Origin of the sequence: Arthrobacter alkaliphilus, assembly GCF_021483235.1 — a bacterium.
Classification (GTDB): domain Bacteria; phylum Actinomycetota; class Actinomycetes; order Actinomycetales; family Micrococcaceae; genus Arthrobacter; species Arthrobacter alkaliphilus.
In genome coordinates this window covers 26,349-43,994 of the sequence record NZ_JAKEEC010000012.1, presented here as the reverse complement: position 1 = coordinate 43,994, position 17,646 = coordinate 26,349, and the positions used below count along the sequence as shown (strand labels likewise).

20 protein-coding genes are annotated in these 17,646 nt (G+C 63.8%); 13 read left to right on the top strand and 7 right to left on the bottom strand.

What is annotated here, in order from left to right:
* Positions 1-63 precede the first annotated feature (63 nt).
* Positions 64-792 (top strand): FadR/GntR family transcriptional regulator, encoded by a 729-nt coding sequence (locus L0B83_RS10330; RefSeq protein WP_234758324.1) that lies wholly within the window; start codon positions 64-66, stop codon positions 790-792.
* Here the strand turns inward: L0B83_RS10330 and L0B83_RS10325 are convergent.
* Positions 782-1,795 carry a LacI family DNA-binding transcriptional regulator gene (locus tag L0B83_RS10325; protein WP_234758323.1) on the bottom strand — a complete coding sequence of 338 codons (1,014 nt, stop codon included), beginning with the start codon at positions 1,793-1,795 and terminating at the stop codon, positions 782-784. The two genes, L0B83_RS10330 and L0B83_RS10325, sit on opposite strands and share 11 nt — an antisense overlap.
* 329 nt (positions 1,796-2,124) lie before the next feature.
* On the opposite strand from L0B83_RS10325, the gene L0B83_RS10320 reads away from it, so the two are divergent.
* From L0B83_RS10320 to L0B83_RS10305, 4 genes are all read left to right on the top strand, one after another.
* Positions 2,125-3,279 (top strand): 3-deoxy-7-phosphoheptulonate synthase, encoded by a 1,155-nt coding sequence (locus L0B83_RS10320; RefSeq protein WP_234758322.1) that lies wholly within the window; start codon positions 2,125-2,127, stop codon positions 3,277-3,279.
* Positions 3,280-3,438: 159 nt separating this feature from the next.
* Positions 3,439-3,651, top strand: a complete 213-nt coding sequence (locus L0B83_RS10315) for a helix-turn-helix domain-containing protein (protein WP_234758321.1) — start codon at positions 3,439-3,441, stop codon at positions 3,649-3,651.
* A 173-nt stretch (positions 3,652-3,824) separates the two neighbouring features.
* Positions 3,825-3,923 carry a 30S ribosomal protein bS22 gene (locus L0B83_RS10310; protein ID WP_003792170.1) on the top strand — a complete coding sequence of 33 codons (99 nt, stop codon included), beginning with the start codon at positions 3,825-3,827 and terminating at the stop codon, positions 3,921-3,923.
* Between the two features lie 438 nt (positions 3,924-4,361).
* On the top strand, positions 4,362-5,537 hold the full coding sequence (locus L0B83_RS10305) for a PP2C family protein-serine/threonine phosphatase (protein WP_234758320.1): 1,176 nt from the start codon (positions 4,362-4,364) through the stop codon (positions 5,535-5,537).
* Positions 5,538-5,574: 37 nt separating this feature from the next.
* Here L0B83_RS10305 and L0B83_RS10300 read toward each other — a convergent pair whose 3' ends face one another.
* Positions 5,575-6,762 carry a glycoside hydrolase family 26 protein gene (locus tag L0B83_RS10300; RefSeq protein WP_234758380.1) on the bottom strand — a complete coding sequence of 396 codons (1,188 nt, stop codon included), beginning with the start codon at positions 6,760-6,762 and terminating at the stop codon, positions 5,575-5,577.
* A 384-nt stretch (positions 6,763-7,146) separates the two neighbouring features.
* Positions 7,147-7,965, bottom strand: coding sequence for an HAD family hydrolase (locus tag L0B83_RS10295; protein WP_234758319.1), 819 nt, complete (start codon positions 7,963-7,965; stop codon positions 7,147-7,149).
* Positions 7,966-8,042: 77 nt separating this feature from the next.
* Here L0B83_RS10295 and L0B83_RS10290 point away from each other — a divergent pair, with 77 nt between their 5' ends.
* Together L0B83_RS10290 and L0B83_RS10285 are read left to right on the top strand one after the other, a co-directional pair.
* Positions 8,043-8,297, top strand: coding sequence for a glutaredoxin family protein (locus L0B83_RS10290; protein WP_234758318.1), 255 nt, complete (start codon positions 8,043-8,045; stop codon positions 8,295-8,297).
* 51 nt (positions 8,298-8,348) lie between these two features.
* A complete protein-coding gene (locus L0B83_RS10285; protein WP_268820774.1) occupies positions 8,349-9,056 on the top strand; it encodes a redox-sensing transcriptional repressor Rex in 708 nt (235 codons plus the stop codon).
* A 63-nt stretch (positions 9,057-9,119) separates the two neighbouring features.
* Here the strand turns inward: L0B83_RS10285 and L0B83_RS10280 are convergent, their stop codons facing one another.
* From L0B83_RS10280 to L0B83_RS10270, 3 genes are all read right to left on the bottom strand, one after another.
* Positions 9,120-9,959 carry a hypothetical protein gene (locus L0B83_RS10280; RefSeq protein WP_234758316.1) on the bottom strand — a complete coding sequence of 280 codons (840 nt, stop codon included), beginning with the start codon at positions 9,957-9,959 and terminating at the stop codon, positions 9,120-9,122.
* A gap of 242 nt (positions 9,960-10,201) precedes the next feature.
* Positions 10,202-10,897 carry a hypothetical protein gene (locus L0B83_RS10275; RefSeq protein WP_234758315.1) on the bottom strand — a complete coding sequence of 232 codons (696 nt, stop codon included), beginning with the start codon at positions 10,895-10,897 and terminating at the stop codon, positions 10,202-10,204.
* A gap of 208 nt (positions 10,898-11,105) precedes the next feature.
* On the bottom strand, positions 11,106-11,654 hold the full coding sequence (locus L0B83_RS10270; RefSeq protein WP_234758314.1) for a YceI family protein: 549 nt from the start codon (positions 11,652-11,654) through the stop codon (positions 11,106-11,108).
* A 203-nt stretch (positions 11,655-11,857) separates the two neighbouring features.
* On the opposite strand from L0B83_RS10270, the gene L0B83_RS10265 reads away from it, so the two are divergent.
* From L0B83_RS10265 to ccsB, 5 genes are read left to right on the top strand one after another with little or no spacing between them, the layout of a single operon-like run.
* Positions 11,858-12,520, top strand: coding sequence for a histidine phosphatase family protein (locus L0B83_RS10265; protein WP_234758313.1), 663 nt, complete (start codon positions 11,858-11,860; stop codon positions 12,518-12,520).
* Positions 12,521-12,522: 2 nt separating this feature from the next.
* A complete protein-coding gene (locus L0B83_RS10260; protein WP_372461184.1) occupies positions 12,523-13,173 on the top strand; it encodes a TlpA family protein disulfide reductase in 651 nt (216 codons plus the stop codon).
* A gap of 14 nt (positions 13,174-13,187) precedes the next feature.
* The gene (locus tag L0B83_RS10255) at positions 13,188-13,943 is read left to right on the top strand and encodes a cytochrome c biogenesis CcdA family protein (RefSeq protein ID WP_234758312.1); all 756 of its coding nucleotides are present in this window, start codon (positions 13,188-13,190) and stop codon (positions 13,941-13,943) included.
* Positions 13,943-15,607, top strand: coding sequence for a cytochrome c biogenesis protein ResB (gene resB / locus L0B83_RS10250; RefSeq protein WP_234758311.1), 1,665 nt, complete (start codon positions 13,943-13,945; stop codon positions 15,605-15,607). The genes L0B83_RS10255 and resB overlap by 1 nt, the downstream gene beginning before the upstream one ends.
* Positions 15,607-16,668, top strand: a complete 1,062-nt coding sequence (ccsB, locus tag L0B83_RS10245) for a c-type cytochrome biogenesis protein CcsB (RefSeq protein ID WP_234758310.1) — start codon at positions 15,607-15,609, stop codon at positions 16,666-16,668. Before resB ends, ccsB begins: the two co-directional genes overlap by 1 nt.
* 130 nt (positions 16,669-16,798) lie before the next feature.
* On the opposite strand, the gene L0B83_RS10240 is transcribed toward ccsB, so the two are convergent.
* On the bottom strand, positions 16,799-17,176 hold the full coding sequence (locus L0B83_RS10240) for a PLD nuclease N-terminal domain-containing protein (RefSeq protein ID WP_234758309.1): 378 nt from the start codon (positions 17,174-17,176) through the stop codon (positions 16,799-16,801).
* A gap of 81 nt (positions 17,177-17,257) precedes the next feature.
* Between L0B83_RS10240 and L0B83_RS10235 the strand changes: the two genes are divergently transcribed.
* Positions 17,258-17,566: a DUF4229 domain-containing protein gene (locus tag L0B83_RS10235; protein WP_234758308.1), complete on the top strand. Its 309-nt coding sequence runs from the start codon at positions 17,258-17,260 to the stop codon at positions 17,564-17,566.
* Positions 17,567-17,646 lie beyond the last annotated feature (80 nt).

The window sequence follows — 17,646 nt, the reverse complement described above, 5'->3', positions numbered from 1 at the left end:
GTGCTGTGCGGTTGGACCGCACTCTATGCCATGTGGTCCAACCACATCAAGTATTATGTAGGCATGAGAACGCACGAGCTCGTCCTGGGTTGGATCGAAAAGCAACTGTCCGACGGGCACTTGGTGCTTGGCGGGCGGCTCCCGGCCGAGCGTGCGTTGGCCGAACAACTGGAAGTCTCGCGGACCTCGGTCCGCGAAGCCATCCGGATCCTGGAAGCCATGGGCTTGGTGCGGGCGGGAGTCGGTTCCGGAAAGGATGCGGGCACGGTGGTCATCGCGGAACCCGCCGCAGCACTCGGTTCAGCGTTCCGGCTCCATGTGGCCACCCAGCATTTGCCTGTGGCCGACATCGTGGAGACCCGGGTCCTGCTGGAGTCGTGGGCGGTGTCCCGCGCGAAGGCGGAGGCTCCGGAATTGGCCGAAGCGGCGAGGCTGCTGGACGAGATGGAGGTACATCCCGCCGTCGACGATTTCATGGCGCTGGACATCGCTTTCCACCTGGCGTTGGCGGAAGCTGCCGGGAATGCCGTGGTGAGCACCATCATGGGCTCGCTGCGTGAAGCGATCGAGGGGTATGCTGCGGCGCTCACGGCCAACCTGCCCGATTGGGACCGCACCGCCGATCGCCTGCGGTCGGAGCACCGGGCCATCTTGGCGGCAGTGAACGACGGCGACGGCGGCCGGGCAGCGAAGCTCGTTGCCGACCACATCGAGGGGTACTACCGGGAAGCCGGGCTGGGGCAGCGGCCCGCGGAAAGCGCCGCGGAAATTCCCGCGGAAGCTACGCCTTGACGGGTCCGGTGCTGCCCCTGAGTTCAAGCCGCGGCGGGAAGTAGTTCGTGGGCGAAGCGGCGTCGTTGGTCTGGATCTGCTCCCGCATGCGGCGCCACGCAAGGTCCCCGAGATCGGAGATCGGCACGGCGGCAGTGGTCAGCGGAGGCATGGTGTAACGCGCGAACGGCATGTCGTCGAAACCTGTGAGCGACAAGTCTTCCGGCACGCGGATCCCGCGCTCGTTGAGTCCGCTCAAGAGGCCCATCGCAGCGACGTCGTTGAACACCAGAATTCCCGTAGCGCCACACGAGGCGACCGCATCGCTCGACTCGAATCCGGCGTCGTAGGTATTTCCGCCAGGATGGTACTGCAATTCGATGTCGGGGTACTCGGCTTTGAACTTCTCGAGTCCCCGCAGGCGCTGCACGTTGGATGCGCTGCGGTCCGGTCCCGTCAGATAAGCCAGCTTGCGGTGTCCCAACTCGACCAGGTGCGCGGCAAGTTCCTGGATGCCCTGGCCATAGTCCACCACCAGGCTTGGAGTCGGGACGGACTGGGTGATCCGGTTGATGAGGACCAGTGGGTGGAGGGTCGGTGCGAGCTCTTCAAGCTCCTCATCGCTCATGCGGGGAGCGCAGAGGACCACGCCGTCGCAACGCCGCCGGGCTTCGCCGGCCAGGATTGCCTCTTCGCTCCGGACCTCGGAGGAGTCCGCGATCAGGACGCGGTAGCCATCGCGGGCCGCGGCAATGCTGAGCCCGCGGAGAATGGCCTGGAACGTGGGGTTGGACAGGTCCGGAACCACGATTCCGATGGTGTCCGTTTTGCCCAGGGCCAGGCTGCGGCCTACCGGGTTCGGCTTATATTTCAGTTCGGAAGCGGCTGCCCGGACGCGGGCGGCAATGTCCGCGTCAACGGTTGTGTTTCCATTCATGACGCGGGAAACCGTGGCATGCGAAACGCCGGCCATGGATGCCACATCTGCGATGCCCACCCGGCGGGTATACCTTCTGCCTGGCATGGTTTCCTTCCTGGAGTTGCTGCCGCGCTGCTCCAACTCCAACGCGGCGAGGCCCGTGCTTTGAGGTGAAGTTTATAGTGCGTCGGGAAACGGTTTCCCTTGATGTCGTTGCATTTCGATTTGCGGGCATCCGGAGCCTGCCGCTATGGTTTGGCTATGACTAACCGTTGGTATGCGTATTTTTCGTTGGCTCTGGAGGGGCCCGCGTCTAACTGACACGCATCCAACTTTCCTTCAGAGCCAACAGGGCAGAGATCATTCTCTGCCCTTCGCCATTTCCAGGCGGGCTCTGAGCAGGGTCCGCTCCTCTCCGGAACAGGACCCCCTACATGACCAGCATCGCCGCAGAGCCCACTACCCGTAACGCGTCGCTAGACTCCGACGTCGAGAATCCCGGCACGCAGTCGACGTCGAACCTTCGCGTCAGCCGCTTCGAGCCGCTCCCGACGCCGCAGGAAATCAGCGCTGAACTACCGCTTGACGCGAGGTCCTCCGCCGTCGTCGAGCGCGGACGCGACGGAGTGCGCGCCATCATGGACGGCGTGGACAACCGCCTCTTGGTGATCGTTGGCCCGTGTTCCATCCACGATCCGAAGGCCGGCTTGGAATACGCGCGCAGGCTGGTCAGCCAGGCGGAGAAGCACAAGGAAGACCTGCTCATCGTCATGCGGGCATACTTCGAGAAGCCGCGCACCACGGTGGGCTGGAAGGGGCTCATCAACGATCCCCGCCTGGACGGCAGCCACGACATCGCCGCCGGACTCCGCGCCACCCGCGGGTTCCTGCAGCAAGTAACCGCCCTCGGCTTGCCGACCGCCACCGAGTTCCTCGAACCCATCAGCCCGCAATACATGGCCGACCTGGTGGCATGGGGTGCCATCGGTGCGCGGACCACTGAGAGCCAGATCCACCGCCAGCTCGCCTCCGGCCTGTCGATGCCGATCGGTTTCAAGAACGGGACCGACGGCGACCTCCAGGTTGCGATCGACGCCTGCGGCGCCTCGGCGGCACCCCAGGCATTCCTGGGAATCGACGGCAACGGCCGCGCCGCCCTTGTGGCGACCTCGGGCAACCCGGACACCCACGTGATTCTGCGCGGCGGGCGCAAGGGGCCGAACTACTCCGCAGACCAGGTGGCCGCCGCGTCGGAGAAACTCTCGGCGAAGGGACTGAACCCGAGGCTGATCGTTGACGCCAGCCATGCCAACAGCGGCAAGAGCCATCATCGCCAGGCCGAAGTGGCCTTGGAAATCGGTGCGCAGTTTGAAGACGACGCTGCCTCGCCGATCGCCGGCGTCATGCTGGAGAGCTTTCTTGTTGGCGGGGCTCAGAACCTCGACGTGGAGCGGCAGGCGGCCGGAGAACAGGAGCTGGTCTACGGCCAGAGTGTCACCGACGCATGCATGGAATGGGACGTCACGGTGTCCGTCCTGGAGCAATTGGCGGCCTCGGCCCGCAAACGTCGGATGGCTACTTCCAACTAGCCGAAACGTGGCCGCCAGTTGGACGAAAGACTTTCACTTTGGTACCAGCAGCCTCTAGAGTATCTAGCACATGGTTGTTTGATGGCTCAGCATCGGCACACCAGGTAATGAACGCTGGGGGTTCGCCGCTAACCGCTGAGAGCAAAGGAATATGGAGAAATGTCCGCAGAGACTAACTTCTCGAATGCGCGTTTCATGACAGTGGCCGAAGTTGCCGAAGTCCTCCGGGTTTCCAAAATGACCGTGTACCGTCTGGTCCACTCTGGAGATTTGCCGGCCGTCCGATTTGGACGATCGTTCCGGGTCCCCGAAGAAGCCGTGAGCCAGTACCTCAAAGGCGCGGTTGTCGACGGGCACTCCGAGACGGCCTGAGCCCCCACTGGTCCCCCGCAAGGCCAGCGGTCATTGGGTGCCTCCGATAGGCGGTACCCTGTTAAGGAACGTTTTACGTCATTGTAAGAATCTGTCCGTTGTAAAGTCTGTTGCTCAGTTCAAGGACCTCACCCAGCAGACAGAATCTCAATCTAGTTTGGTAAGGAACTTACGTGGGTTCAGTTATTAAGAAGCGCCGCAAGCGTATGGCCAAGAAGAAGCACCGCAAGCTGCTTCGCAAGACTCGCCACCAGCGTCGCAATAAGAAGTAGAGATACTTCCTTCAGCGTGAATGCCCGTTGCCTCCCGAGGCGGCGGGCATTTTGCGTCTCCGCCCCGCCGACGCCCGGTCAGGTTTGGCGGGTGTTTGGGTGACGCCCGGTCACCTTTGTCGGCTTTTTGGGTGACGCCCGGTCAGGTTTGGGGGCTCTTTGGGGCGACGCCCGGTCACCTTTGGGGGCCTTTGGGGCGACGCCCGGTTACCTTTGTCGGGTGTTTGGGCGACGCCCGGTCACCTTTGGGGGCTTTTTGGGCGACGCCCGGTCACCTATGTGGGGCGTTTGGGTGACGCCCGGTCAGTCCCGCTTTGTGACAGTCGTAGGGATCCCTTGTTCGTTTAGGATGTTTCAGACCACTTGAAACTACGACAGGCCCTGGGCGGTTGCGCGCAATCGCGGATCCGGGTTTCTGCACGTGAAGGAGTTGGGCAGATGGAGAAGGCGACGACGACGGACCAGAGCCGGGAACAGGCGAGAGTTCGTGCCTTGGACTCGCTTCAGCTGATGGGGACGGCGCCGGAGGAACGGTTCGACAGGATTACCAGGATCGCCCGTGAGCTCTTCGACGTTCCCATCGCCGCACTGAACCTTCTCGATGAGCGCGAACTGTTCGTCAAGTCCCCCGGCGGCGCGAGTGCGGCGACCCGGCCACGGGCCGAGACTTTCTGCGACGTCACCATCAAGAGCCCGGAACTGCTCGTTGTTCCGGACGCCGCGTCCGATCCGCGGTTCGAATCCTATCCCGACGTCGCCGGCGGCCGGGGCGTGCGGTTTTACGCGGGCCGTCCCCTGGCACTGAACGGCGGCCACCGGGTAGGGACCTTGTGCCTCTTCGACACCAAAACCCGGGAACTGAGCGCCGCTGACCGGAGCATGCTCGATGAGCTTGGCGCCTGGGCCGAGGCAGAGCTGCAGGATTCCCTGGACCTGGACCAGGCCCGCGACGTCCAGCAGGCCCTGCTGCCGGCAACATCCCCGGGGGCTCCGGCCTACGAGATCGCCGGGGCGTCCCTGCCCGCACGCGCCGTGGGCGGGGACTTCTACACCTGGACCGATACCGGGGATGGCCTTGAGGTGACCCTGGCAGACGTTATGGGCAAAGGCGCCGCGGCGGCACTGATGGCGGCCACGGTCCGGGCGACCATGCTTTCGGTCGGTACTGGGGAACCATCGGAAGTTATCCGTCAGGCCGCAGCAGGCCTTGGCCAGGACCTTGACGCGACAGGTGTCTTCGCCACAGCGTTTCAGGCCCGGCTGGTCCTCGAAACCGGCCTGCTGGACTACGCCGACGCCGGACATGGACTCACGCTCGTCGTCTCACCGGACGGGACCCACCGGCAGCTGCGGGCACCGGGCCTGCCCTTGGGACTTGGCGGTTCCGGTAGCTGGAAGAGCCGCTCGACACGACTGGACCCCGGGGACGTGCTGGTGATGTTCACCGACGGCCTGTTGGATCTGTTTGGAGGCACCCTTGAGGGTCTGGATGCGATCGCCGGACTTGTCCATGACAACCCGCGACCGGCCGCGCTGATCGAGGCAGTCCGGAACGCCGCGGCCGGAAAGCAAGAGGATGACATCACGGTGGTCGCCTTAAGGCGCGCAAACTAGGTCGCGCCGTCGGTATTGCCGCCGTCCCTGGTGTCCTTTAGCCTGCGCTCGGGTGGGCGGGAGTGCATTGCTGGCCAGTGCCGTACAAAAGCCAAGACGGCAGGGCCTTGGTGAAGGCATCCCGGACCGTCGGGACCTTGGTGGCAGTCCAGTCGACCTGAGCTTTGACTTCGGTCTCGTATTTGTCCCATTCGAACCAGTTGACCATCTTCAGGTCCGGGAAGCGCGTGGTGATCTCGGGGGAGAGGACCTGGTTCCACCAGGTCTGCTTGATGGCCAGTGCGTCGGTGGCGTCGCGGCTCGTGTTCACGAGCGCGGCCGTTTCGGCGATCGCGACCGGCTTGGAGTGGTTGACCCCGTAATTGGTGTAGAAGTCCGGAACGCCGAGGTCGTTTCCGCCCGCGCCGTTGTAGGTGCCGGTGAGTTGTTGTACGAACTTGTCCGGCTCCGGAACCACGTTTGCACCCCACGGGTAGGTATTTCCCCAGTGATACAGGGACATGCCCACCCAGTCCACAACGTCGTCGCCCGGGTAGTACGGTGCGTACGGGTCGTCGTTACCGTCCAGAACGCCGTCGTGGTTTGTATCAAGTGCCGTGAAGTCGGCGGTTCCCTTTGCCGCCTCGAATTTCCCGCCCGCGAAAGGGTAGCCGCCGCCGTAGTTCGGCGCCCACATTGTCGCGCTCGAGGGCGCTGCGTGCACCGCCGCCGCGAGCTTGCGGAAAGCGGCGATGTACCCGGTTGGCTGCTCGCCCCATTCGTACCAGGAACCGTTCATCTCCTGCCCGAAGCGGACAATTACTGGAACGCCCGAGTCGTTGATGGCGGTCAAAAGAGCCTGCAAATCCTTCAGCGGCGCATCAGAGACTGAAGCCAGCCCCGCGTGCGGCTCGAGAGTCAGTAGCAGCGTCGCACCCTGGATACGGACTTGGTCCGCCGCGCCCTGGATATTCTTCCGCTCCGTGTCCGTGAAGGGGAAACCGGAAAAGGAGACGGCCACGCCCGGGTGATGGCCGAGGTTCCGGGCGTATTCCGAGAGCTGTTCATGGCCCCAGTCCAGATTAACGCCGAAGAGCACACCCGGCGCGGACCCGGTCGGGCGGGCCGGAACCGGACACGATGACGGACTACCCGACGGCGACGTCGCACTCCCGGAACACCCCGCTACTGCCAGGACCGCGGCAAGGGCCGCCACCACTGCGGCTGCCGGTATCCGTCGCTTCATCTGCTGCACTCGACAACCCTACAAGCCGGTCCCTTTCAAGCTTCGCATTGCCTTCCCGCAGTGGGGACGCTCGGTCACGATTGTCGGGTGTTTGGGGGACGCTCGGTCACGTTTGTCGGGTGTTTGGGGGACGCTCGGTCACCTTGGTGGGGTGTTTGGGGGACGCTCGGTCACCTATGCGGCCGGCTGCCGGAACCATCCTTCACATCGAGTGCACTATGGTTGTCGGTTCTGGGGTGAGAGGTGACCGGGGGTTGGGGGTTCTGGGGTCAGAGGTGACCGAGGGTTGTCGGTTCTGGCGTCATAGGTGACCGGGGGTTGGGGGTTCTGGCGTCAGACGTGACCGGGGGTTGGGGGGTCATAGGTGACCGGGGGTTGGGGGAGTTAGACCCTCGGGGTGCGGAACTTCGCGAAACCCCGCCACAAACCGTAGACGGCGCCTCCGACGGTCGCGGCCTTGAGCCCGAGAGTGGCTGCCCGGCGGCCGGAACGGAAGTCATAGACAGGCCAGTTGTTCTCGCGCGCGTGGCGGCGAAGCCCGGAATCGGGATTGATGCACACGGGGTGGCCAACTAAGGTGAGGAGCGGAATGTCGTTGTGCGAATCGCTGTACGCCCAGCAGCGCTTCAGGTCCAGGCCCTCCTCGTCCGCGACGCGCTGCACGGCCACGGCTTTGGCCGATCCGTGGAGGATCTCGCCCACCAACCGGCCCGTATAAGCGCCTTCCTCAACCTCGCCCACGGTGCCCAGGGCGCCGGTCAGGCCGAGCCGGGTGGAAATCACGGTGGCAACTTCGATTGGTGTGGCGGTCACAAGCCATACCTGCCGGCCAACACGCAGATGTTGTTCCGCCAGGGCCTTGGTACCGGGCCAAATCCGCGACTCGATCATCTCGTCGTAGACCTCTTCGCCCAGCTCCTTGATATCGGAGACCTTGATCCCGGCCGCTAGGATCAGGGCGGAATCCCGGACGGAATGGACGTCCTGCATGTTCTCGCCGCGGAGCACGAACTTGAATTGCTTCCAGGCGAAGCCCGCGGCCTGGGAAAGGGTGAAGGCCTTGCGTTCGTACATCTTCCGGGCCACATGGAAGAGGCTGGCGCCCCTCATGAGGGTGTTGTCGACGTCGAAGAATGCGGCTTCGCCGTGTTGCTGCGTTGCAGCCGGCGCGGTGGCCACAACGGCGTTTTTCTCGACGGGCATGTCTCGAGTCTAGTCATTCACCCGGCCGCCTGCCGTTCGCGACGGTTGTTCCGACGCTGAAGAGATACCGTTGAAGCATGCCGAATCCCGACGTCGTACTCCTCACCAAAGCCGACTGTCACCTTTGCGCCGCGGCGCGTGACGCCGTCGAACGCGTGACCTCAAGCCTTGGGCTCACCTGGACGGAACGGTCGATCGACAATGACCCGGTGATGCGAGAGCGCTACGCCGAGGAGATCCCGGTGGTGTTCGTGGACGGAATCCAGCGCGATTTTTGGAAAATCGACGAGGCACGATTGGTGCGTGTCCTGAAAAAGGCCATCGCCGCCTGAACATGCGTGCTGTGCTTTGTTGGCAATAGAGTGGGAAAACAAAGCGACGCAATGGAGAAAAACGTGACTGCGCTGGAACCGTCCGCCGAGGCCGTACCCGGGGACAAGGAGTCTGCCGCGAAGCAGATACCGCCCGCTGCTGTGGCCCGGATGACGCTTTACCTGCGCGCCCTGAACTCCTTGCTGGGCGAAGGCGTGGAACGGGTTTCCTCCGAAGCGTTGGCCGAGGCGTCGGGCGTCAGCTCGTCCACCTTGCGCAAAGACCTCTCCTACGTCGGCTCCTATGGAACGCGGGGCGTGGGATACGAAGTCCAGTATCTCAGCCGCCATATCGCGGCGGCGCTTGGCCTCACCCATGATTGGAAAGTGGCCATTGTGGGCGCCGGCAACCTCGGCAAGGCCTTGGCACGGTACGGCGGCTTCGAATCGCGCGGCTTTGACGTGGTGGCGATCCTCGACGCCGACCCCATGGTCATCGGGAACGAAGTGGGCTGGCTGCGGGTCAGCGACGTGGCCAATCTTGAATCGGTCCTTCAACGGACCGGCACCAACATGGTTGTCCTGGCCCTCCCGGCCGCGGTGGCGCAGGACGTCTGCGACCGCGTCATTGGCGCAGGCATCCGCAGCATCCTCAGTTTTGCACCGGTGCTGCTGCAGGTTCCTCCTTACGTGAATCTGCGCAAGGTGGACATGGCCACCGAGCTGCAGATCCTGGCGTATCACGCACAACGGGCGCAGACTCCGGGCCAGGCCGTTTAGGCAGGGCCGGGTCCGCGCCCGTCGTTTTTTGGTCCTCAGGACTGGTGGCCGTTCGGCTCCGGCCTAGCGCCCGTACGGCGGCTGGCCGTAAGGATTGGCAAACGGCTGGGCTTTCCGGAAGTACGGTGCCGACGCCGGCAAGTAAAGCAGCACGATCGCGGCGATGCCCAAGAGGATGGTGATGGTGCCGATGCCGATCTGGGTCAGGCCCAGGAGGGAAATTCCGGCAAAGACGGTGCCCAGGATACGGGCCCAGTTCTTCCCCTTGCGGACATTGAACGCAACCAGCGCATAAAGCCCGGCAAAGATCACCGAAAAGACAACCACGAAGGTGACAAGAACGCCGACGAGGCTGTTGATGTCCATACCTGAAGTAGCGGCGCCTCGCGCGGACAGGGCCTGAGCGAGCATGTTCTTGCCAGCCGGCGAGTTCAGCGAAGCGATGCTAATGGGAATCCCGACCAAGGTCAGTACACCGGCGGCAATCATGAGCCAGAAGGAAATGTTGACCAGTTGCGGGACCCGGGAGGACGCCGCGGGCTGCTGGCTCGGCCATGTGACCGGACCGCCCTGGCCGTACTGGGGTGCGGAAGGCTGGCCGTACTGGGGCGCCTGCTGCCCGTACTGCGGGGCTTGCTGGCCGTACTGCGGGGCTTGCTGCCCGTACTGGGGTGCGGAAGGCTGGCCGTATTGCGGGGTCTGCTGCCCGTACTGGGGTGCGGAAGGCTGGCCGTATTGCGGGGTCTGCTGCCCGTACTGGGGAGCGGAAGGCTGCCCGTATTGCGGGGTCTGCTGCCCATACGGAGGAGCGTACGGCTGCTGGGGTGTCTGCTGGCCGTATTTCGGTTCCTCGGGGGTGGGATCCTCGCCAGGTGTGGACGGCGGGTACGGAGGGGTGCTCATGGCATTCCTTTGCGTGTCGACTGCGGATATGGCTGCCGGGTGCAACATGCCCTGCCCCCAGCTCGGCTTAAGTCCACCGTACCCCGGCGGCACTGCGCTGGTGATGATTCCCGGCAAGAATTCTCGCCCGACGGGCCTCGGCGGATCTCCCATGAATCGTCTACGGACAAACGGAAGGCCGCGGTGTCCTTCAAGGACCGGCCGCGGCCTTCAGCTTGAGATTCCGGTGTGGAACGGGGTGGCTAGACGGCGCCCCTCGCGGACTTGAACCAAGCCTGCGAATTGGGCAGCCACATCAGGACCGTTGCGACCAGGCTGATGACGAAGCCGAACCAGTTGCTGCCCTGTCCTCTTGCCATCGCTCCGCCGACGATCGAGAGGATCAGGGAAATTGCGGCGATGACGGTCAGCGCGAGGCGGGCCCACTCCATGCCCTCCTTCATCTTCATGGCGAAGACGATTTGGGCGGCCGCCACAACCAGCGCTATCAGTACCAGAAGGAGGACGACGACGGCGACATCCGGCGCGAGCGTGAACAGCACAATGGAGCCAAAGAGGCCGAGCAGGGCACCCAAGGCGCCCAGGAGTCCACCAATGAGCCAGATCCAGTAGGAGACCTTCAGCTCCGTCGGCATGCCGGTGACCTTGAACATGCCGGAAAAACCGCCCTGGGGCAGGACATCGTTGAAGTTCTTCGGACCGTCGGTCGGCATCTCGAAGCGGAATCCTTCGCCGTGCCCAGCCTGGCCTTGCTGCTGGTATCCGGGGGAGGGCTGCTGGTATCCGGGGGCGGGTTGCTGGTAGGCGGGGGGCGCTTGGTAGGAAGGAGGTGCTTGGTATTCCTGCGGAGGTTGGTAACCCGCAGGAGGGACATTGCCGGGCTGCTGTGGTTGGGCTCCGGGCTGCTGAGGCTCAGGAGCTTCGTTTGGGTTACTCATGGCATCACTTTAGACCTGAGGTTTAAGGATTCATAGGAAATTCTTGGCTAATTTGCCGGTAAGTATCGGCTTTTCGGCGAAGAATGGGCGGCTGATACCGCGGCAAAACGGCGCGGGCGAAACGGTGACACCGCGAGCAAAAACGGCGCCTCCGGGGCTGCACACGTGATGCAGCCCCGGAGGCGCCGTTCAGTCGGGAAACCCGGGATTAGGCGGAAGGTGCGATGAAAGCCAGTTCCAGGTTGATGACAACCTTGTCGCTAACCAGGACGCCCCCGGCCTCGAGGACTGCGTTCCAGGTCAGGCCGAAGTCCTTGCGGCTGATGGTGGTCTCCCCGGAAACGCCTGCGCGGGTGTTGCCGAACGGGTCAACGGCCATGCCGTTGAACTCGGTCTCGATGGTCACCTCTTTGGTGACGCCCTTGATGGTCAGATCGCCCACGACGTCGAAACTGTCGCCGTTGGCCTTGACGTGCCGGGAGACAAACGTGATCTCCGGGAACTTCTCCACGTCGAAGAAGTCCTCGCCCTTGACGTGGCCGTCGCGGTTGGCGTCGCCCGAGTCGAAGCTGGCGGCCTGGATGGTCGCCGTGACCTTGGCGTCAGTCAGGCTGCTGCCGAGTTCAAGGGTGGCCTCTGCCTCGGTGAACTGGCCGCGGACCTTGCTGATGCCTGCGTGGCGGACGGTGAAGCCGATTTCGCTGTGGGAGTTGTCGAGGGTCCAGACTCCGGTGACGACGTTTGCGGGAAGTGTCATGGGGTTCTCCTTAGGAAGGTGTGATCGTAGCTTCATCGGTCGTTCGGCCACACTTAGTTGAAGTGTCAACCGAACCTTGCGTCCAGTATAAACATGCAAACGCATCTTTTATTCCACCTGCGGGGAACATTTCGAGGAAAGTTTCAGTTCTACGAAACGTAGAAGATTTCAGATCGCCCGCCTTCTTTGAGAAACTGGTAAACATGCCCCAAGCAACTGTCCATCTGCTCCGCCATGGCGAGGTCTACAATCCCGACGGCATTCTGTACGGCAGGCTGCCCGAATTCCACCTCTCCGAACGCGGCCGCGAAATGGCCAAGATGCTTGCCGACCACTTCGCTTCCCGCGTCGCGCAGGGGGCGAACATTGTCTACCTTGCCTCCTCACCGTTGACCCGCGCGCAGGAAACCGCCCTTCCCACTTCCCAGGCGTTGGACCTCGAGGTCCACACGGAACCGCGGATCATCGAGGCGGAGAACCACTTTGAAGGGCTCAAAGCCAATACCGCCGAATTCATCAAGCCCAAGCATTGGCTCGAGTACCGCAATCCGTTGCGTCCGTCTTGGGGCGAGCCTTACCGCGAGCAGGTCGCCCGGATGCGTGCCGCCGTCGAGGACGCCCGGCTGAAGGCAATCGAACTTGGCGGCGACGGCGCCGAAGCCATCCTCGTCAGCCACCAGCTTCCCATCTATGCGACGCGCCGCAGCGCGGAGGGCAGGCCGCTGTGGCATGATCCGCGCCAACGCGAGTGCACGCTGGCGTCCCTGACTTCCTTGGTGTTCGACGACGGCAAGGTTGCCCGGGTGGACTACAGCGAACCCGCCGCGGTGCTGCTGCCCGGTGCCGCGAAGACGTCCGGAGCATGACAATGGACGGGAACACCACTAGCCGCAGGGCCAGCGGCCTGAAGATCAACGCAGCCCTGGCCTCCCGCCGTAGCTTCCTTGCAGCCGGGGGAGTAGCCCTTACTGCCTTGACGATGGGCCTGTCCGCCTGCGCGCAGGAAGACGCCCTGGCCAAGCAAGCCAAAGCCGGCGATAACAAGAACTACGTCGCCGGCGACGGCTCGGTGACCGAGTTCGCCGCAGCGGACCGCAAGGCCGCCGTCGGGATCAAGGGCACGTTGTTTGACGGAACCGCGGTGACGCCGCAGGACCTCCTGGGCAAAGTAACCGTCCTTAACTTCTGGTTCGCCGCGTGCGCGCCGTGCCGGGTTGAAGCGCCGATCCTTGAGGAACTGCACCAGGAGTTCAAGAGCAAAGGTGTCCAGTTCTACGGCGTGAACCTCCGGGACGAGAAGGCTACGGCCGATGCGTTCGACCAGACATTCAAGCTCACGTACCCCAGCTTCAACGACAAGGACGGCGCTGTGCTGCTGTCCGTCTCCGGCATCGTTCCCCCGGGCGCGGTGCCCACTACGCTTGTCCTCGACAAGCAAGGCAGAGTTGCTTCGCGCGTCCTCGGCGAGATCGAGAAGAGCACCCTCAAGGCCCTCATCACCACCGCGGTTGCCGAGTAGGTGGCCCGGACAGCGTGAACAGCCCTTTCGCCGAAACCATCCTGAGCGGTTCCTTGCTGCTGGCCATTCCCGTGGCTCTGCTGGCCGGACTCGTGTCCTTCCTGTCGCCATGCGTGCTGCCGCTGGTACCTGGCTACCTTGGCTACGTGACCGGGCTGAGCGGCGTCGACCTCCAGAAGCAAAAGCGCGGGCGCATGCTCGCGGGAATCGGCCTGTTCGTCCTCGGATTCTCTGCCATCTTTGTCCTGCTCGGCGGCGCGTTCGGGCAGTTGGGGACTCTCATCACCGGCCCGCAGAACGCGTGGATCACGCAATTGCTGGGCGTGCTGGTGATCGTCATGGGCGTCGTCTTCCTTGGCGGGTTCGGGTGGTTGCAGCGTGACGCGAAAATCCATGCCAAGCCCCCGGCCGGGCTGTGGGGTGCTCCTTTGTTGGGCATCACGTTCGGACTCGGCTGGGCTCCCTGTATTGGCCCCACCTATTCCGCGGTCCAATTGCTGAGCCTTTCGGGGGGATCGTCCGCTGCCAAGGGGGCCCTCCTGGCGTTCATCTACAGCCTTGGCCTTGGCATCCCCTTCCTGCTGATCGCCCTCGCGGTCCGCCGCGGGATGGGTGTGATGTCCTTCTTCCGCAGGCATCGCCTCGCGATCCAGCGGCTGGGCGGGGGCATCCTGATCCTCTTGGGAATCCTGATGGCCACCGGAGTGTGGAGCGCCTGGGTTACCGGGCTGCAGTACTGGTTCCAAACCGATGTGAAGTTGCCGATCTGATGAGCGAGTCCGTGCCAGGTAAAGAGAAGTCCAAAAAGTCCGCCAAAGCCGAGGCGGCACTGCCCGTCCTGGGCATCGTAGGCATGCTGCGCTGGGCCTGGACCCAGCTGACCAGCATGCGTACGGCGCTGTTCCTGCTGCTGCTCCTGGCCGTCGCGGCCGTTCCGGGCTCGTTGTTCCCGCAGCGTCCCGCGAACCCTGCGATCGTGACGCAGTACATCAGCGACCACCCGGACTACGGCAAGCTCCTGGACTCCGTACAGCTCTATGACGTGTACTCCTCGGCTTGGTTCTCGGCGATCTACATCTTGCTGTTCATCTCCCTGATCGGCTGTGTCACGCCGCGAGCCATCGCCCACTACAAGGCAGTGCGCTCCCAGCCGCCGCGGACTCCGAAGCGTCTTTCGCGCCTCCCGGAGTACGGCACCTTTGTGCTGCCCGCCGACGCCGGGATCCCGGCGTCGAAGGCTATCTCCGACGCCGCCGCGGTGCTGAAGAAGCGCGGCTACCGCGTGGAGGTGCGCGACGTCGACGCCGCCATGCCTTCCTTGGGTGCCGAGCGCGGTTTCCTCAAGGAAGTGGGAAACCTCGTGTTCCACGCTTCGCTGATCGGAGTGCTGATTTCGGTGGCCGTCGGCGGACTCTTTGGCTACAGCGGCCAGCGCATCCTGGTGGAAGGCGACACCTTCGTGAACACCTTGGTGGGCTACGACCAGTTCAGCCCCGGCACCAACTTCCAGAGCAGCTGGCTGCAGCCGTACTCGATCCAGCTGAACAAGTTCGACGTCCAGTTCGACCGCGAATCCCCGGCCCACTTCGGCCAGCCCATCGACTTCTCGGCGGACGTCACCACCAAGGAAACGCCGGACGCTCCTGCCAAGAAACAGGTCCTCAAGGTCAACGATCCGGTGTCCCTCGGCGACACCAGCATTTACCTGACGGGCAACGGATACGCCCCGGTGGTCACCGTCCGGGACGGCGCCGGCAACGTCGCGATGCAGGGACCTGTCGTGGCCAAGCTGCAAGGTGACAACTACTACTCGTCCGTGGTCATCAAGGTTCCCGACGCCAAGCCCGATCAGCTCGGCTTCGCAGGGTTCTTCCTGCCCACGGCAATGCAGACGGACAAGGGCGTCGCCTACAGCGGCGATCCCTCGCTCTTCAACCCGCAGTTGAACCTCAACTCGTACTACGGCGACCTCGGCTTGAACAAGGGTGCCCCGCAGAACGTCTTCGAGCTCGACGTCGCCAAGCTGACCCCGCTCAATGGCCGCGGCATGGCGGACAAGGCCATCGCGCTCGCCCCCGGTGGCACCTACAAGCTTCCGAACGGCAAGGGCAGCATCACCTTTGACGGCGTCAAGAAGTACGTCGGCGTCGACATCCACCACAATCCGGGCCAGGCCACCGCGCTCGTGTTCGCCTTGCTGGCGGTCGCCGGACTGATTCTTTCCCTCTACCTGAACCGCCGTCGTGTCTGGGTCCGCACCGGAACCCACGACGACGGGCGCACAATGGTGGAGTACGGCCTCCTCGCCCGCGGAGAGGACCACCGGCTGGCCGGCGAAGCTGCCGCGATCCGCGAACTGCTGCAACGAGAATGGCAGCTCTCCAAAGAGCCGTCCACCGACACCGTTTCTTCCCCAACCTCGAAGGACCAGTAATGTTCCCCATCAACGAAACCATGGGCCAATACAGCGAGCTTTTCATGCTGCTCGCGGCCGGCACCTACACGGTGGCGTTCATCGCTTTCGCGTGGGACCTCGCCAAGAGCAGCAAAATGCTGAAGGCAGTGGACCTGAAGGCGGCCTCTTCGGTGCCAGCCGAGGCCAAGGTTCCGGTCGCCGTCGGGCGTGCCGGTGGAAACGACGTCGGCGGTCCTGCCGGCAGGACCGAGCGGCCGACGTCGGCGGTCACCTCCGTCAACCAGACCGCCGGCGGTGACATGAAGTACGCCGCCGAGCGCCGCATTCCCGCCCGCGTGGCCGTGGCAGTCGCGATCATCGGCGTGGCAGTGCACGGCGCCGGAGTCGTCACCCGCGCGATCGGCGCAGGCCGCGTGCCGTGGGGCAACATGTACGAGTTCCTGACCACCGGCGCGTTCCTGGTGGTTGCAGTCTTCCTGCTCTCGCTCATCCGCCGCGACCTGCGCTTCCTTGGCACGTTCGTGCTGGGCCTCGCGGTGATCATGATGGTGGCCGCGTCGGTTACGTACTGGACCCCTGTGGGCCACTTGGTTCCGGCGCTCCAAAGCTACTGGCTGGTCATCCATGTCTCCATCGCCGTGATGTCCGCCTCGCTGTTCACCCTGACGTTCGCCATGTCGGCGCTGCAGCTGCTGCAATCGCACCGGCAGAAGACCCTGGCGGCCGGCGGTGTGGACAAACTGGGCTTCCTGCGGCTGGTACCGAATGCGTTGAGCCTCGAAAACCTGTCCTACCGCATCAACACGGTGGGATTCGTGGGCTGGACCTTCACCCTCATGTTCGGCGCCATCTGGGCGGAAAAGGCCTGGGGCCGCTTCTGGGGCTGGGACACCAAGGAAGTCTGGACGTTCGTGATTTGGGTGGTCTACGCCGGCTACCTGCACGCGCGCGCCACCCGCGGTTGGACGGGAACCCGCGCCGCCTGGTTGTCGATCGCGGGATACCTGTGCGTGATCTTCAACTTCACGGTGGTCAATGTGTTCTTCAACGGCCTGCACTCTTACTCGGGGCTCTCGTAAGTCTGCTCGGGAGGGGCGCCTGACCGTCCTGACCCTTTTTGACCAAACCACGACGGCGACACTCCGCACTTGCGGGCGTGTCGCCGTCGTTCGCGTTTCAAAAGGGGTCAGGAAGATTCGGTAGAGCCTGTCAGCTGGTGCTGTCGCCGGTGTCGTCGGCCTTGGATTCGCCCTTGAGCTTGCGTTCCTTGGCCTCAAGTTCGGCCTTGAGTTTCTTCAGCCGCTCGGCCTCGGCCTGGTTGCGGCGGCGGACCTCCAGATTGCGGAGAAAGTCGGGGTCGTCGTCGGGGGCAACGGAGTGGCTCGCGGGCTGAGGGGCGGCCCGGAACTTGTACGGACGGCCAATCAGGAACCAGAGAACGGCGCCGAGGACCGGCAACAGGATCATGACGACAATCCACGCGGGTTTGGAAATTCCCCGGGTATCGCGGCGGTCGGTGCGGATGACATCTACCAGCCCGTAGACGAACACGAGGAGGACAACGACAGCGGCAGCAACGCGAAGCATACCGTCAAGTCTAGTCGTCGTCGGGTTCGGCGAAAGCTGCACGATCAGGGCGCAATCAGGCTGCGAGGGTAAACTTGATGCGTGGCTTTCCTCAAATACTCCCTGATCCGCCTGGCGATCTTCCTTCCGCTCTTCGTCCTCTTCGCCCTCCTGCAGACAGGGTTGGTGCTGGCAGCGATATTCGCCGGCCTCATCGCTTTCGCCATTAGTTACCTGTTCTTCCAGAAGCAGCGCGACGCCGCCACTGCCGCCATGCGCGAACGTTTCTCCGGGCGGGCCAAGCCCATCCGCTCCGCATTGGAGATCGAGGACGCCTCCATCGAGGACCGAATGGTCGACGAAAACCCCACGGTGAGGGTCGAGAACGACCGACGCCCCAAGGAATCCTAGAAGGACGCCCGGTCACTTATAACGGGTTTCCCGCGGACGCCCGGTCACATCATGTGGGGTCCCCCTTGGACGCCCGGTCA

Bases quoted from the DNA above. Each gene is read 5' to 3' on its own strand.
- L0B83_RS10285 (WP_268820774.1), top strand. From the start codon at position 8,349: ATGGAGAAAAACGTGACTGCGCTGGAACCGTCCGCCGAGGCCGTACCC.
- ccsB (WP_234758310.1), top strand. From the start codon at position 15,607: ATGTTCCCCATCAACGAAACCATGGGCCAATACAGCGAGCTTTTCATG.
- L0B83_RS10300 (WP_234758380.1), bottom strand. From the start codon at position 6,762: ATGAAGCGACGGATACCGGCAGCCGCAGTGGTGGCGGCCCTTGCCGCG.
- resB (WP_234758311.1), top strand. From the start codon at position 13,943: ATGAGCGAGTCCGTGCCAGGTAAAGAGAAGTCCAAAAAGTCCGCCAAA.
- L0B83_RS10280 (WP_234758316.1), bottom strand. From the start codon at position 9,959: ATGAGCACCCCTCCGTACCCGCCGTCCACACCTGGCGAGGATCCCACC.
- L0B83_RS10330 (WP_234758324.1), top strand. From the start codon at position 64: ATGAGAACGCACGAGCTCGTCCTGGGTTGGATCGAAAAGCAACTGTCC.
- L0B83_RS10270 (WP_234758314.1), bottom strand. From the start codon at position 11,654: ATGACACTTCCCGCAAACGTCGTCACCGGAGTCTGGACCCTCGACAAC.
- L0B83_RS10325 (WP_234758323.1), bottom strand. From the start codon at position 1,795: ATGCCAGGCAGAAGGTATACCCGCCGGGTGGGCATCGCAGATGTGGCA.
- L0B83_RS10275 (WP_234758315.1), bottom strand. From the start codon at position 10,897: ATGAGTAACCCAAACGAAGCTCCTGAGCCTCAGCAGCCCGGAGCCCAA.
- L0B83_RS10295 (WP_234758319.1), bottom strand. From the start codon at position 7,965: ATGCCCGTCGAGAAAAACGCCGTTGTGGCCACCGCGCCGGCTGCAACG.
- L0B83_RS10305 (WP_234758320.1), top strand. From the start codon at position 4,362: ATGGAGAAGGCGACGACGACGGACCAGAGCCGGGAACAGGCGAGAGTT.
- L0B83_RS10320 (WP_234758322.1), top strand. From the start codon at position 2,125: ATGACCAGCATCGCCGCAGAGCCCACTACCCGTAACGCGTCGCTAGAC.
- L0B83_RS10260 (WP_372461184.1), top strand. From the start codon at position 12,523: ATGGACGGGAACACCACTAGCCGCAGGGCCAGCGGCCTGAAGATCAAC.
- L0B83_RS10315 (WP_234758321.1), top strand. From the start codon at position 3,439: ATGTCCGCAGAGACTAACTTCTCGAATGCGCGTTTCATGACAGTGGCC.
- L0B83_RS10240 (WP_234758309.1), bottom strand. From the start codon at position 17,176: ATGCTTCGCGTTGCTGCCGCTGTCGTTGTCCTCCTCGTGTTCGTCTAC.
- L0B83_RS10290 (WP_234758318.1), top strand. From the start codon at position 8,043: ATGCCGAATCCCGACGTCGTACTCCTCACCAAAGCCGACTGTCACCTT.
- L0B83_RS10265 (WP_234758313.1), top strand. From the start codon at position 11,858: ATGCCCCAAGCAACTGTCCATCTGCTCCGCCATGGCGAGGTCTACAAT.